This is a genomic window from Nostoc sp. S13 (assembly GCF_029379315.1).
Classification (GTDB): domain Bacteria; phylum Cyanobacteriota; class Cyanobacteriia; order Cyanobacteriales; family Nostocaceae; genus Nostoc.
On sequence record NZ_JAQYWQ010000008.1, the window covers coordinates 69,786 to 82,823 of the forward strand.

The window sequence follows — 13,038 nt, forward strand, 5'->3', positions numbered from 1 at the left end:
TTATGGAAACCAGCTTCCCCTATTGCTGTAAAACTGAAACCGTCCAAAGCCCAGAAATTGCCCGTGGGATTTCTCACCCACCGGGAACGCTGTGACACCTAATAAGTAGACACCAGAAAAGCTGGGATTATTCACAGGGCGGAGGGCGATTGTAATAATCTGTCCCGGAGTTACAGGCGGGTCAAAGTTCACAGATATTGTGCGTGTTTTGCGCTCGTTTGTGACTGGGCCTAGTTTTAGTCGCGTTTCTTTGCGATTGCTCGTTCCGACAAAGGCGCGGGTATCATTAAGATTGTAGTCGATGTCTTCTGCTCCCTCCTTTTGTGCGATCGTTACCTTCTGAAGGGATTCTCCAGCATTCTCCGGCACGTTAATAGTAAAATAATAAGTTCCGCCCAAAATATTCACATCATTGTAAGTAGTTGTCGCTTTAACAAGTTTCGGCGGTTCGACAAAGTAAACAGTACCATCTCTGAGCTGCACTGCTTGAGTCACCGTCACAGCAACTCCTGCAATACTTATTGCTAACGAGAGTGTTATCCCAAACAAAGTTGCAACGCGCATGATTTTAGATATAAAAAACGCACTCATTTCAATTTTAGTTCTTTGGGAATCAGTGACTTGGGAATGATAGAAGCTTGTTTTTCAGAATCAGAAGATTTCGTGTACCACCAAGCCCAAGCAATTAAAACTGCTTGAAAGGGAAGTCTGACTACGTGTAGCCAAGGTGAGTTTGGTATATGTTCTAGCTGAATATGATTAACCGCCATGTTGATATTGGCAGGGAAAACCGCAATAAAAAGAGCAATAAGTCCCCAAGCAGCAGCTTGACTTACAGGCGGGACTAATAACCCAATACCACCCAAAATTTCATAAAAGCCACTGAGATAAACTAATCCTAAAGGGTAAGGTAGTTGTGGCGGCACAATTTTGACAAATGGTTCTGGAATCACAAAGTGTGTCACTCCCACCACAATAATAGATATAGCAAGGACGACACGTAATATTTCCTGATACTTCTTCATGGTTTTTGCTTCATTATATACTCGCCCTTATTACTTCAGTTTGACTGACGGATGTTAATCTGCAATAAAATCCCCTCCAAAGGAAAAAATCTGAGGGGCTATACAGGACTGCATCAAGCGACTTACTAACTACATCACGGCTCGGTTGGTAAACAAAAACAACATTTTTATTAAAAATTTTCTTAACAGCCCTTGTCATTTTGACTACAATGGCATTAGTATAATGACGGCAGCCTAAAAAGCTAATATTTGCTGCTTAATAATACTTTTGCTAAGTGCTTACTTGATTCTAAGGCAAAATGTAGAAGCTGTACTTAGACGTAACGACACTTAAAACGACTTCGACAAAACCATACAGAACAGAATATTCTTGACTGAATTTTTTGTTAGATGGCAAAAAGAAGCGTTTAAAATCTTAGGTTTTTTCTATGTCAAGCCTTGTAAGTTGGCAAAGGTATTGTTAATTAATTGTGCGTACTTTTTTCCGCAATCAAATCGGATTGCTATAGATTCACTTTGACTAAACGATCAAAACTTCGGAGAAAAAAATGACAACTACAACAACAACCAACGCTAATAATTTATACAATGTACAAAATCAGTGGGGTGGCGCTTCTGCTCCGTGGAATCCTGGTGGAGTATGGATAATTGGAGCTAGAGCAGATCAGCGTATTGTCCAACTCAAAGTTTCATCCAGTGACAACGGCAAGACACTTACTGGAACCACGACATATTCTGGTGAAGGCCCCATCGGTTTTAAGGCTAACTTAACTGGGAGCGACAGCTACAACGTAGAAAACCAGTGGGGAGGCTCATCTGCTGCGTGGAATCCCGGCGGGACTTGGGTACTTGGCTCTCGGGGAAATCAAAATGTTGTTGCGATCGATGTTACATCAAGCGACAATGGTAAAACCCTGACTGGAACTATCACCTATTCTGGTGAAGGCCCCATCGGTTTTAAGAGTGCTGCTGTTGATGGCCGTGTCTACAACGTAGAAAACCAATGGGGAGGCTCATCTGCTCCGTGGAATCCTGGTGGGGCTTGGGTACTTGGCTCTCGGGCAAATCAAAATGTTGTTGCGATCGATATTACATCCAGCGACAATGGTAAAACCCTGACTGGAACTATCACTTATGCTGGTGAAGGTCCCATCGGCTTTAAAGGTAACATTATCGGCAGCAACAATTACACAGTAGAAAACCAGTGGGGTGGTAATACAGCGCCGTGGAATCCTGGTGGGACTTGGCTAATCGGTAGTCGTGTGGGACAGAATGTAGTGGCGCTCAACGTCACATCTAGTGATGGTGGGAAGAACCTAACTGGAACTACAACATATTCTGGTGAAGGGCCTATCGGCTTCCGATCAAGCCAAATCTAAAAAGGCGATCGCGCTATACCGATTCTCGGTTAAGTGAGGTACAAGAACCCCACCCCCAACCCCCTGCCCACGAAACAGTGGGCAGGGGGCTATTGTAACTTGTATGATTAAGAAACGCTATAATAACGCCAAATAATATAGTTACCCCCTAGCTTTAACTATGGGGTAACTCAGCACTCAGCACTCCTGGAGCTAAATCTAATTTTTCTCGAACTATTCCCTTGTCTCTAAAGCCAACCAGCACAGCTGTTCCATTTTTGACCAAAAGTGGACGTTTGAGCAGCATTAGATCGTGAGTAAATGCATCAACCCACTGTTCATCAGCCCAAGTCTTCTTTTCATCTCCTAAAGCGCGGTAAGATTGACCGGAGGTGTTTCGCATGGGAGCAAAACCCAAAGACTTTACCCACTTTTGAATCATCTCACGGGTCGGCGGAGTATCTTTAGTGTTGATAAACTCATGGTCAATGTTGTTGTGTTGGAGCCATGTCAAAGCTTTTTTGCAAGTGCTGCAATTGGGAATTCCGTAGACTTGAATAGACATAAAATAATTAAGCAACAATCTCCATATATCACATAGCAGGTGGAACTTCTGCCACCAATGTTCTTGTCGTTGAATCTCTATGGCAGAAATTTAAGGGTAGCGATCGCTTTTAGCAATCGGTAATTCCAAGTATCGAACTCTCTGAAATACCAAGGAGTAGTTTTACTAACACTTTCATCCATAAAAAACATGAGCGATGCCTTTAGCCGACTCGCACCCTTTATCCAAGAATATATTTATCATCACCAGTGGACTGAATTGCGGCCAGTTCAAATTGCCGCTTGTCAAGTTATATTTGACACTGATGCTCACTTGCTAGTTACTGCTGCAACTGCTGCGGGTAAAACAGAAGCAGCCTTTCTGCCAGTTTTGACTCTATTACATGCTAACCCTGCTGCAACTATAGGGGCATTATATATTAGTCCCATCAAAGCTTTAATTAATGATCAATTTGAGCGCCTCAACCACTTACTCAAAGAAGCAGATATTCCAGTTTGGCACTGGCACGGTGATGTTTCTCAAAGTCGAAAAAACAAGCTTTTAAAGAATCCTCAAGGCATTCTCCAAATTACACCAGAATCTTTAGAAAGTTTGTTAATCAACAAAAATAATGACCTACTTCGCTTATTTGGTGATTTAAGATTTGTGATCATTGATGAAATTCATGCATTTATGGGTTCAGAACGTGGTTGTCAAATTATATGCCAATTACAACGTTTAGCAAACTTGACGCAAAAACAACCGCGCCGTATTGGTTTGTCGGCGACTATTGGTGATTACTCAATAGCTGAAGAGTGGTTGCGTTCTGGAACAGACAAGCCAGTGATTACACCGCAAATTGACGGAATAAAACGTCAAATAAAACTAGCTGTAGAACATTTTTATATTACTGATGAAGTAGATGAATCAGAGGCGACAGCTGATGAACAATATATTTTCAACCTCAGCAAATCTCGCAAATGCCTAATATTTGCTAATAATCGGACGCGTACCGAATCTGTAATTGCATCATTGCGACAAATTGCCACCGAACAAGGACTACCAGATATATATCATGTGCATCATGGGAGTATATCTGCTAGCTTGCGGCAAGCAGCTGAAAATGCCATGCGTCAACCGAACAATCCAGCTGTTACCGCCGCAACTCTGACTTTAGAATTAGGCATAGATATCGGTCATTTAGAACGAGTTATTCAGTTAGAATCACCCTTGTCTGTAGCTAGCTTTTTACAGCGCTTAGGACGTAGTGGTAGAAGAGGTGAAGCTGCCGATATGCGCTTTATCTGTGCCGAAGATAAACCATTACCAGAAGCTTCTCTACCAGAACAAATACCCTGGCAACTTTTGCAGTCTATCGCGATCATTCAACTTTATTTAGAGGAGCAATGGATTGAACCAATCAGACCGATTAAATATCCTTTGAGTTTGCTTTATCACCAAACAATGAGTATTTTAACAGCAACAGGGGAAATTTCACCTAATGCCCTAGCTAAACAAATTTTTAGTCTGCCGCCTTTTGCTGCTATTTCCAAAGAGGATTTCCAACTATTGCTCCGCTATTTAATTGATATTGGTCATATTCAGCATACTGAGCAAGGTAAATTAATTTTGGGTTTGGCAGGAGAAAAGATTGTGAGAAAATTTCAGTTTTATGCTGTCTTTGCTGAACAACAAGAATATATTGTTAAGCAAGGTGCAACAGAAATTGGCAGTATCGTCACACCACCTGCTGTTGGCAATCAATTTGCTTTAGCTGGGAGAACTTGGGAAGTTGTAGAAGTTGACTTTAAAAAGAAAGCTATTTTTGTTAAACAAGCTGAGGGTAAAGCTAGTATTTATTGGCGTGGTAGTGGTGGTACTATTCATACCAAAGTTTTGCAACGAATGCAGCAAATTTTATTTGAGAATATCGAGTATAGCTATTTGCAAAAAAATGCTTTGCAACGTTTACGTAAAGTTCGCCAATTAGTGCAGCAGGTTGGATTAGATAAACAAAATATCTGTCAATTGGAAAAAGGGAAATGCTGCATTTTTCCCTGGATGGGTACGGTTGCTTATCGCACCTTAGAAAGATTACTCAACTCCTACTGTCGAGAATCGCTGGAAATTACAAATATTAGCGGAGTAAATCCTTATTATTTAACAATTAAATTAGGTAAGGATAAATTTAAATATCTTTATCGTGAAATTGCTTCATTGTCTGAGCAAAGAATTAGCCTAGAAGATTTAGTCAGTACTTCAGAAGCACCGGAAATTCAAAAATATGATAAATTTATTCCTCACCAACTTTTACGAAAAGCTTTTGCTAGCGATTATTTAGATATGAGAGAACTCAAACAGCAAGTAGCACTGTGGAGAGAATATAACGCTTCTGGGTTGAGTGAAATACAGACCTAACAAGCTTTTTGACTATTGAAATTTGACTTCCGCCACACGGTACTAGCTTCCTTGGAAATAATGCTTCTCAAAAGTTAAAAAATAGTCTTATCTAGTAATATTACGTGATACATGGTTTAATAAAGTAGTCAAAGCTTAAGTAATTACTTTGCCGAAATTTTACGGTGTAAAGTAATAAAGTTTGTTAAGTATCGTAACGAAGGATTTTTCACGATGAAAATACAAAGTTTATTTACAAAAGTTTTCTGGTTGACATTGGTTTGTATCACTGTCATAACTGTGACTGTTTTCAGATTAAGCCCTAGTTTTGGTCGTTCCACAACGACAACAACGCTGCCAGCGCAACAATCAGCAGCAGAAGTAACCATAGCCTATAATTCTGGAAAGTCTCTCTATACTAGGCTAGGAGGCTACAACGCAATTGCCGCAGTCATTGACACTTCCGCAGGATACATATTCAAAGATCCACTGATTGGTAAATACTTTATTGGCTTAAGCACCAACTCAAAACAGCGCCTGCGTCAGTTGCTAGTGGAGCAATTCTGCCAAGCGACAGGTGGGGTCTTGTATTTATACTGGGCGGACTATGAAGCTTTCCCATAGTGGAATTGGTGGAGGTCTGACGAACATTGAATTTAATGCTTTTTATAATGATGTAGCCAAAGCCCTTGATGATAATGGGGTCAAATCAACAGAAAAATACCAAGTGCTAGTATTTGTCAATAGTCTCAGATCAGAGATTGTAGAAAATTGATAAAGGGGATATGACAAAAGATAGAGTCGGTGAAGTGGTACCACTCCACCGACCTCTTAAGAAACCTTCTTAATGAAGGCTTTGCACCCGATCACAACTTACGCAAAAAGTGCTGAAAAGCTTAATTTATCGAGTTGCCAAGATGCCAAGAGTACCGAAAATTCATAAAGTGTGCGTAAGTCCTTCTATAAGCCAATACAGTTCAGTTAAGTATTTCTTCCTTTTCACGAAGAAACTAAAATTAAATCTGACTTTCTTAATTATGAATTACTATTAGCTCCTAAAAATCATAAGTAGGTAATCCAGTAACATCAGTTTGGAGAGCAAACAAATCACCAGAGTAGAAACTTTTTTCAATCTCTGATTGGCTGAGTCCAACTGAAGCAGTGGTAATGTAAAGTGTTTGCAAATCTTCGCCCCCAAAAGTACAGCTAGTTGGCAATTGTACAGGTAGCTTTATTCGCAGTATCTCTTCACCCTTAGCGTTGAAACGAATCACACACCATCCATCCCACATAGCTGACCAGATATGTCCTTCACTGTCTATTGTCAACCCATCTGGGTAAAAGGATTCATTAGTTAAATCAACAAAAATACGGCGATTACTAATGTTTCCTGTTACTGAATTAAAGTCGTAAGCGTATATTTTTTTGTGTGGGGAATCTGTCAAGTAAAACGTCTTTTCGTCAGGACTCCATCCCAAACCATTAGAAACAGTTAATCCTATTTCTATGACATGCAATGAACTGTCAGGATCATAGCGATAAAGGCTAGCCTGGGGTTTTTCCAAAGAACACATTGAGCCAAACCAAAAGCGGCCTTGAGAGTCGCATTTGCCATCGTTAAAACGGTTATTTGACAGATTCCCTTCAATCTCCAAAATGGGGGTAACTTTACCTGTCTGGGTGTTGAGAAATGCCAGATGATGACGCAGCGCCATAATTAATCTATCTTTACCTGCTGTGGCGATCGCACCTACGACATCTCCCACATCAAAAAAGCAGTTTTTCCCCGTGGCGGGATTGAACTGATGCACCCGATGGTTATAAATATCAACCCAGTAGAGGAGGTTTTGGCTAGAGTCCCAGATGGGGCTTTCACCTAAGCGGGCACGGGCTTCTATAACATTGTGAAGTGGATATTGCAACTCGTTCATTTTATCAAACAACGACACCATTTACAAAAAGTAATTTCAGTGTAATTGATCCAATTTGTTAACAAAAGTTTGCCTAACTAATAGATTTATCTTGAAAATAAACAAAAAGAGAAAATATTTATTCCTGTTCAAGTAAAAACTAAAAATCAATTAATCGCGTCTTTCCCAGGTAAAAGAAAAGATTCTTTCTTTTGACTTTCGCCAAACCTTTGCCCTGATCCGTCAACTTAAAGTTAGTCGGTCAAGATTCCCCTTATGTACCAAACAGACCCGCCTCTCCCCCAAAGAAGTCCTACCTACCATGTATGATCTTCCCAGTGAATACCCGGAGGACTCTGGTTTGCCTGACGAATTTCACCTTTTTCAACCCCAACTTCTGCGCGAAACCTTCTGTCCACCTAACTATCCGCAGAGGAGGTATTTGTTGCCACCGACTTAAACCTTCACTATGACCTCCGGCATACACTGTGGTACAAACGCCCAGACTGGTTTACTGCTGTGGGAGTTTCGCGTCTCTACGAACAGCAAAACTTGCGTCTGAGTTATGTTATCTGGCAAGAAGGGGTTGCTCCTTTTGTAGTGGTAAAATTGCTTTCTCCTGGCAGTGAAAAAGAAGACTTAGGACAAACTTTGCGGGAGATTAGGCAACCGCCGACCAAATGGGAAGTTTATGAGCGGATTTTGCGAGTTCCTTACTACATTGTGTTTGACCGCTACACTGACAAACTCCAAGCATTCCAATTAGTTGCAGACCGCTACAGCGAATTGGACTTAAGTATCCCACGGGTGTGGATGCCGGGTTTGGAACTAGGATTAGGACTTTGGCAAGGTTCTTACCAACAAATTGAGCGGATTGTGGCTACGTTGGTATGATGCATCCGGGAATTGGCTTTCCACGCCGCTAGAAAAACTAGAACGAGAAAGTCAACGTGCTAACAAATTAGCAGCACAACTGCGAGAGTTAGGCGTTAACCCTGATGAGTTATGAAAATGCGATCGCATCAGTAGTGGCACACAGCGATGTACCCCTAAATATCTTTACTCACAAGGCTTTTAAAATTTCCTCATCTACAGAGAAATCTACTTCGGCTTTGTCTTTTGCATTAGCCAAATAATCATTTTCCAAGGAGTCATTCAGCCCAGAAATTAAATCATATTCAGGTTGCCAGTTTAATTCTGTTTGTGCTTTGTTCACCGAAGCAAAGAAATGCTGCACTCGCATCGGAAAAGCTTTGCGCTTGCCGAAATCAAACTTTTTCGGGTCGTAATGGACGATTTTTACAGCATCGGGTGATTTACCAGCCGCGACAGCACTAGCACGGGCTAAACCATCAAAAGTGACAAAGCGATCGCCAGAGATATTATAAATCTGTCCTATGGCCTGTTTATTACCTAAAACCTGAGTCATTGCTAGTGCCAAGTCTTTTACATGACCTAGCTGTGTGATATGCAAGCCATTTCCGGGGATGGGAATCGGGCGATCGCGCACAATTCTGTCAAAAAACCAGCCTTCCAACTCATTATAATTACGAGGCCCGTAAATATAAGTAGGACGAATAGAGGTAAAGGGCAATCCCAATTGAGTCAGATAAGCTTCTGTTTCATGCTTACCCTTGTGGCGACTTTTGGGATCTACTTGATCACCTTCTATGTGAGGCAATTGGTCAGATTTGAGATACACCCCCGCAGAACTCATATACACAAAATGTTGCACCCGGTCTTGAAAAATCTCTGCTAGTGGTTGAGTATCAGTAAGTTCCCGTCCGTTATTGTCAAAAATGACATCAAAGTTTTCTTGTGATAACTTTGCTTTTAATTGAGTAGCATCAGTGCGATCGCCTATAATTTGTCCTACTCCCTGTAAAGCAGGTGCTGGCCGATTCCCACGATTGAACAGCACCACCTCGTGTCCCTGTTCCACTAGTAGTTGAGTCAAATAGACACCAATGAACCGAGTACCACCCATAATTAGAATTCGCATAAATTCCTCCTTTTTATATCAGTTGTCGTCAAGGGAGTGGGGAGTGGGGAGTGGGGGAGATGAGGGAGGCAATGAGAATAACCAATGCCCCATGCCCAATGCCCAATGCCCCATGCCCCATGCCCAATGCCCAATGCCCAATGCCCAATCTGAGATTATCAGGTTACAGCATCTATCTGGAACCTCTAAGGGAAAGATTACGTCCTATGTGCTAATCTGGGACGCTTGCTGTTAATTAATCACAAGGGGAAACTTTTCAGTTAACGTCATCAAGTTGGCCTTTGTATTTTCCATTTATTCAAGTTAGCTGTGCCCTTGAAATATGCTCTAGTTCATGAGTGGCTGACACCCAAAGCCACCGGTGGTTCAGAACTCGTTGTCCGAGAAATTTTGAATCACATTGATGCTGATTTATATGCTCTCATCGATTTTGAATCCAGCAATAGAGAAAGTTATTTATATAAGCGTCAGATTGGCAAGACGTTTCTCCAGCACTTTCCCTATGCCCGCAACGGTGTACAAAAATACTTGCCTTTGTGGCCGTTGGCAATTGAACAACTGGATTTGCGACATTATGACGTAATTCTGTCTTCATCCCATGCTGTTGCCAAAGGAATCCTTACCACTCCTGAACAGATGCATATTTGCTACTGTCACAGCCCTATGCGCTATGCCTGGGACTTGACCTTTGATTATCTGCGCCACAGCAAAATGGGTAGTGGTTTACCTGGGTGGGTGACGCGCTATTTATTACATCGTTTGCGCCAGTGGGATGTATTGAGTGCCAATCGCGTTGATTATTTCATTGCCAACTCGAAGCATACAGCTCGGCGAATTTGGCGTTGCTATCGGCGGGAAGCAACAGTCATTTACCCACCAGTGAATATTGCGGAATTTCCATTTCTGTCTGAGAAAGAGGACTTTTACCTGACAGTTTCCCGGTTAGTGAGTTACAAGCAAATATCGTTGATTGTCAACGCTTTTAATCAACTAAAACGACCATTAGTAGTAATTGGTACAGGAGATGAAATGAAAAAGATTCGCGAGATGGCAAACTCCAATATCCAAATACTAGGATGGCAACCCGATAATGTGGTAAAAAAATATATGTCTAGGGCTAAGGCGTTCGTGTATGCAGCTTGTGAAGATTTTGGTATTGCCCTAGTGGAAGCACAGGCTTGTGGCACGCCAGTGATTGCCTACGGTGCAGGGGGTGCTTTAGAAACAGTGCGAGATATTCGCTCTTGTGTGGATACAGGGACAGGTATATTCTTCAGAACACAAACAGAGGCGGCTTTGGTGGAGGCAGTAGAAAAGTTTGAAATGTATGAGGGTTCGTTCAGTTCCGAGTATATGCGATCGCACGCCGCGCAGTTTTCACCGCAAATATTTGCAGATCGTTATCTAGATTTTGTAAACAAGTGCAACGAAAAAAGACCGTTTTTGCAGTGATGGTCTTAGTTAACGTCTTATTTTTTTGGGCTTTTGGCAATTTCCCCCCAGAAGCACCTCATTTTGGCTTTAATATTGGGACTATGTGTGGTGTGGATTATTAAGGAGTATGATGACTGCCCAGAGCTCACTCCTCTCCGGCAAGCGAGGCGTACGGCAAGACACTAGAGCGTCTACGCGTACTTTCTTAAAACGCGGTCAAAAAACAAAGACGCCAAAAGTTAAACCCAAAGGTTTATCTTTTCAGGGTTTAAACGGAGAGTTTGCCAAGCGACTGTTCGATATAGTGTTTTCGCTGTCGGTGTTAATTTTGTTCTTCCCCGTCTACTTAATCTTGGCCTTGCTGATTGCTTTCAGCTCAGAAGGTCCAATTTTTTATGTCCACGAACGGGTGGGGAAAAATTACAAAACCTTTAATTGTATTAAATTCCGAACAATGGTGAGCAATGCGGACGAAATCCTCGTGCAAATGATGGAAACATCGCCCCAGTTGCGACAAGAATTTGAGAGCAGTTTTAAGCTGAAACAAGATCCCCGGATTACCAAAATTGGTCGATTTTTGCGAATTACCAGCTTAGATGAATTTCCCCAGTTCTGGAACGTTTTAAAAGGGGACATGAGTGTAGTCGGCCCCCGACCCTTAGTAGCAGAGGAACTGCCAAAATACGGTTATCACATTGATGAGATTTTAACAATCCGTCCAGGAATTACTGGATTGTGGCAGGTGTCTGGGCGTAATGACATTCCCTACCCTCGGCGAGTCCAAATAGACCTGCATTATGTCAAATTTAGGAATTTATGGCTTGATTTATGGATCATCTTGAAAACTGTTGATATAGTCATTCTGCCCAAAAATAACGGGGCGTACTGAGTAACTACTTAGGGTCGGTTCTGTGGGGCAGTTTATGCCCCTAAGTACTAATTCTTCCCCTATGACTAAACGACTATTCATCTTTCTATAGTCTTCACAAAATCAGAGATATATGAAGTTTTGACAAAAAACAACGTACACAAAAACAATCTTGATCTATCTGGTAAAAGAAAAAATATACATAATTAAACAATCTTCATCTATCTCAGGTTGGTTTACGTGTTAAATTCCTTTTTATTAAGTATATTTATTTAGGCAAAAAGTATCATAACCACAATAACTCGTAGGTTTCCCATTAGGCAATTCGGCAATTAGCTGCTAGGTTGTATCAGATTGCCTGTAACTTTTTAATCAAAGACAATAAGGGATAATTGAGTATGACGCAAGAAAAGCGAGCGTTAATTACTGGTATTACTGGTCAAGATGGTTCATATCTAAGTGAGTTTTTGCTAGAAAAAGGTTATGAGGTTCATGGCATTATTCGCCGAACTTCTACCTTCAACACAGACCGCATCGATCATATTTACGAAGACCCCCACAAAGAGGGAGTGCGATTGTTTTTGCACTATGGTGACTTGACGGATGGTACGACGTTGCGGCGTATTTTAGAAGAAGTCAAGCCAGTAGAGATTTACAACCTCGGCGCTCAATCCCATGTCAGAGTCAGCTTTGATTCACCCGAATATACGGTGGATGCTGTTGGAATGGGGACGCTGCGTCTGTTAGAAGCAATTCGAGACTACCAACAGCGTACCGGAATTCAGGTGCGATTTTACCAGGCGGGTTCTTCAGAAATGTACGGTTTAGTACAAGCAATACCTCAAACTGAGACAACGCCCTTTTATCCGCGCAGTCCCTATGCCTGTGCGAAAGTTTACGCCCACTGGCAAACTGTAAATTATCGTGAGTCTTATGGTTTGTTTGCTTGTAACGGCATACTTTTTAACCACGAATCACCACGACGCGGTGAAACCTTTGTAACGCGCAAAATTACTAGAGCAGTGGCTGGTATTGTTGCTGGTAAGCAGAAAAAAATTTATATGGGTAATCTAGACGCCAAGCGAGATTGGGGCTATGCAAAGGATTACGTCAAAGCCATGTGGTTGATGTTGCAGAAAGACCAACCAGAGGATTACGTAATTTCTACTGGTGAAACTCACTCGGTGCGGGAGTTTTTGGAACTGGCATTTAATTATGTAAATCTCAATTGGCAAGATTATGTAGAGTTTGATGAGCGTTACCTCCGTCCATCTGAGGTAGAGTTATTGATTGGCGATTCTACCAAAGCACGGCAGAAGTTGGGCTGGGCACCATCAATAACCTTTGAAGAACTAGTTTCCCTAATGGTAGAAGCAGACTTACAAGCATTAGGTCACACTTCGCCCAATGGAAATGGTTCGCAATTTCCACATGATATTGCTACTACTCGTCAAGAACTGGGTGCTTTGCACTTCTGATTTCGCACCACAGAGGATAAAA

The 13,038-nt window shown here is 41.7% G+C and carries 13 protein-coding genes and 1 pseudogene; 9 read left to right on the forward strand and 5 right to left on the reverse strand.

The window, feature by feature from the left end; all coding sequences use genetic code 11:
- Both PUQ00_RS04655 and PUQ00_RS04660 read right to left on the reverse strand, forming a co-directional pair.
- Nucleotides 1-564 (reverse strand): DUF2808 domain-containing protein, encoded by a 564-nt coding sequence (locus PUQ00_RS04655; protein WP_300413700.1) that lies wholly within the window; start codon nucleotides 562-564, stop codon nucleotides 1-3.
- Between the two features lie 23 nt (nucleotides 565-587).
- Nucleotides 588-1,025: a DoxX family protein gene (locus tag PUQ00_RS04660; protein WP_300413623.1), complete on the reverse strand. Its 438-nt coding sequence runs from the start codon at nucleotides 1,023-1,025 to the stop codon at nucleotides 588-590.
- A 548-nt stretch (nucleotides 1,026-1,573) separates the two neighbouring features.
- On the opposite strand from PUQ00_RS04660, the gene PUQ00_RS04665 reads away from it, so the two are divergent.
- Entirely contained in the window at nucleotides 1,574-2,404 is an 831-nt protein-coding gene (locus tag PUQ00_RS04665) for a lectin ESA-2 (protein ID WP_300413625.1), read from the forward strand.
- A gap of 154 nt (nucleotides 2,405-2,558) precedes the next feature.
- On the opposite strand, the gene PUQ00_RS04670 is transcribed toward PUQ00_RS04665, so the two are convergent.
- On the reverse strand, nucleotides 2,559-2,948 hold the full coding sequence (locus PUQ00_RS04670) for a Spx/MgsR family RNA polymerase-binding regulatory protein (RefSeq protein WP_300413626.1): 390 nt from the start codon (nucleotides 2,946-2,948) through the stop codon (nucleotides 2,559-2,561).
- 189 nt (nucleotides 2,949-3,137) lie between these two features.
- Between PUQ00_RS04670 and PUQ00_RS04675 the strand changes: the two genes are divergently transcribed.
- The 3 genes from PUQ00_RS04675 to PUQ00_RS04685 all read left to right on the forward strand — a co-directional run bounded on the left by PUQ00_RS04675 (nucleotide 3,138) and on the right by PUQ00_RS04685 (nucleotide 6,099).
- Nucleotides 3,138-5,345, forward strand: coding sequence for a DEAD/DEAH box helicase (locus PUQ00_RS04675; protein WP_300413628.1), 2,208 nt, complete (start codon nucleotides 3,138-3,140; stop codon nucleotides 5,343-5,345).
- A gap of 213 nt (nucleotides 5,346-5,558) precedes the next feature.
- Entirely contained in the window at nucleotides 5,559-5,948 is a 390-nt protein-coding gene (locus PUQ00_RS04680; RefSeq protein WP_300413630.1) for a hypothetical protein, read from the forward strand.
- Complete coding sequence (locus PUQ00_RS04685) at nucleotides 5,932-6,099, forward strand: hypothetical protein (RefSeq protein ID WP_300413632.1); 168 nt, start codon at nucleotides 5,932-5,934, stop codon at nucleotides 6,097-6,099. The genes PUQ00_RS04680 and PUQ00_RS04685 overlap by 17 nt, the downstream gene beginning before the upstream one ends.
- Before the next feature lie 280 nt (nucleotides 6,100-6,379).
- Here the strand turns inward: PUQ00_RS04685 and PUQ00_RS04690 are convergent, their stop codons facing one another.
- The gene (locus PUQ00_RS04690) at nucleotides 6,380-7,255 is read right to left on the reverse strand and encodes an SMP-30/gluconolactonase/LRE family protein (protein WP_300413634.1); all 876 of its coding nucleotides are present in this window, start codon (nucleotides 7,253-7,255) and stop codon (nucleotides 6,380-6,382) included.
- Nucleotides 7,256-7,510: 255 nt separating this feature from the next.
- Between PUQ00_RS04690 and PUQ00_RS04695 the strand changes: the two are divergent.
- A pseudogene (locus tag PUQ00_RS04695) lies at nucleotides 7,511-8,243 on the forward strand (Uma2 family endonuclease).
- A gap of 54 nt (nucleotides 8,244-8,297) precedes the next feature.
- On the opposite strand, the gene PUQ00_RS04700 reads toward PUQ00_RS04695, so the two are convergent.
- Entirely contained in the window at nucleotides 8,298-9,236 is a 939-nt protein-coding gene (locus PUQ00_RS04700) for an NAD-dependent epimerase/dehydratase family protein (RefSeq protein ID WP_300413636.1), read from the reverse strand.
- Nucleotides 9,237-9,279: 43 nt separating this feature from the next.
- Here PUQ00_RS04700 and PUQ00_RS04705 point away from each other — a divergent pair, with 43 nt between their 5' ends.
- From PUQ00_RS04705 to gmd, 4 genes are all read left to right on the forward strand, one after another.
- A complete protein-coding gene (locus tag PUQ00_RS04705) occupies nucleotides 9,280-9,471 on the forward strand; it encodes a hypothetical protein (RefSeq protein ID WP_300413638.1) in 192 nt (63 codons plus the stop codon).
- 74 nt (nucleotides 9,472-9,545) lie between these two features.
- A complete protein-coding gene (locus PUQ00_RS04710) occupies nucleotides 9,546-10,688 on the forward strand; it encodes a glycosyltransferase (protein ID WP_300413640.1) in 1,143 nt (380 codons plus the stop codon).
- Nucleotides 10,689-10,800: 112 nt separating this feature from the next.
- Nucleotides 10,801-11,559 (forward strand): sugar transferase, encoded by a 759-nt coding sequence (locus PUQ00_RS04715; RefSeq protein ID WP_300413702.1) that lies wholly within the window; start codon nucleotides 10,801-10,803, stop codon nucleotides 11,557-11,559.
- Between the two features lie 377 nt (nucleotides 11,560-11,936).
- Entirely contained in the window at nucleotides 11,937-13,016 is a 1,080-nt protein-coding gene (gene gmd / locus PUQ00_RS04720) for a GDP-mannose 4,6-dehydratase (protein ID WP_300413642.1), read from the forward strand.
- Nucleotides 13,017-13,038: the final 22 nt, after the last annotated feature.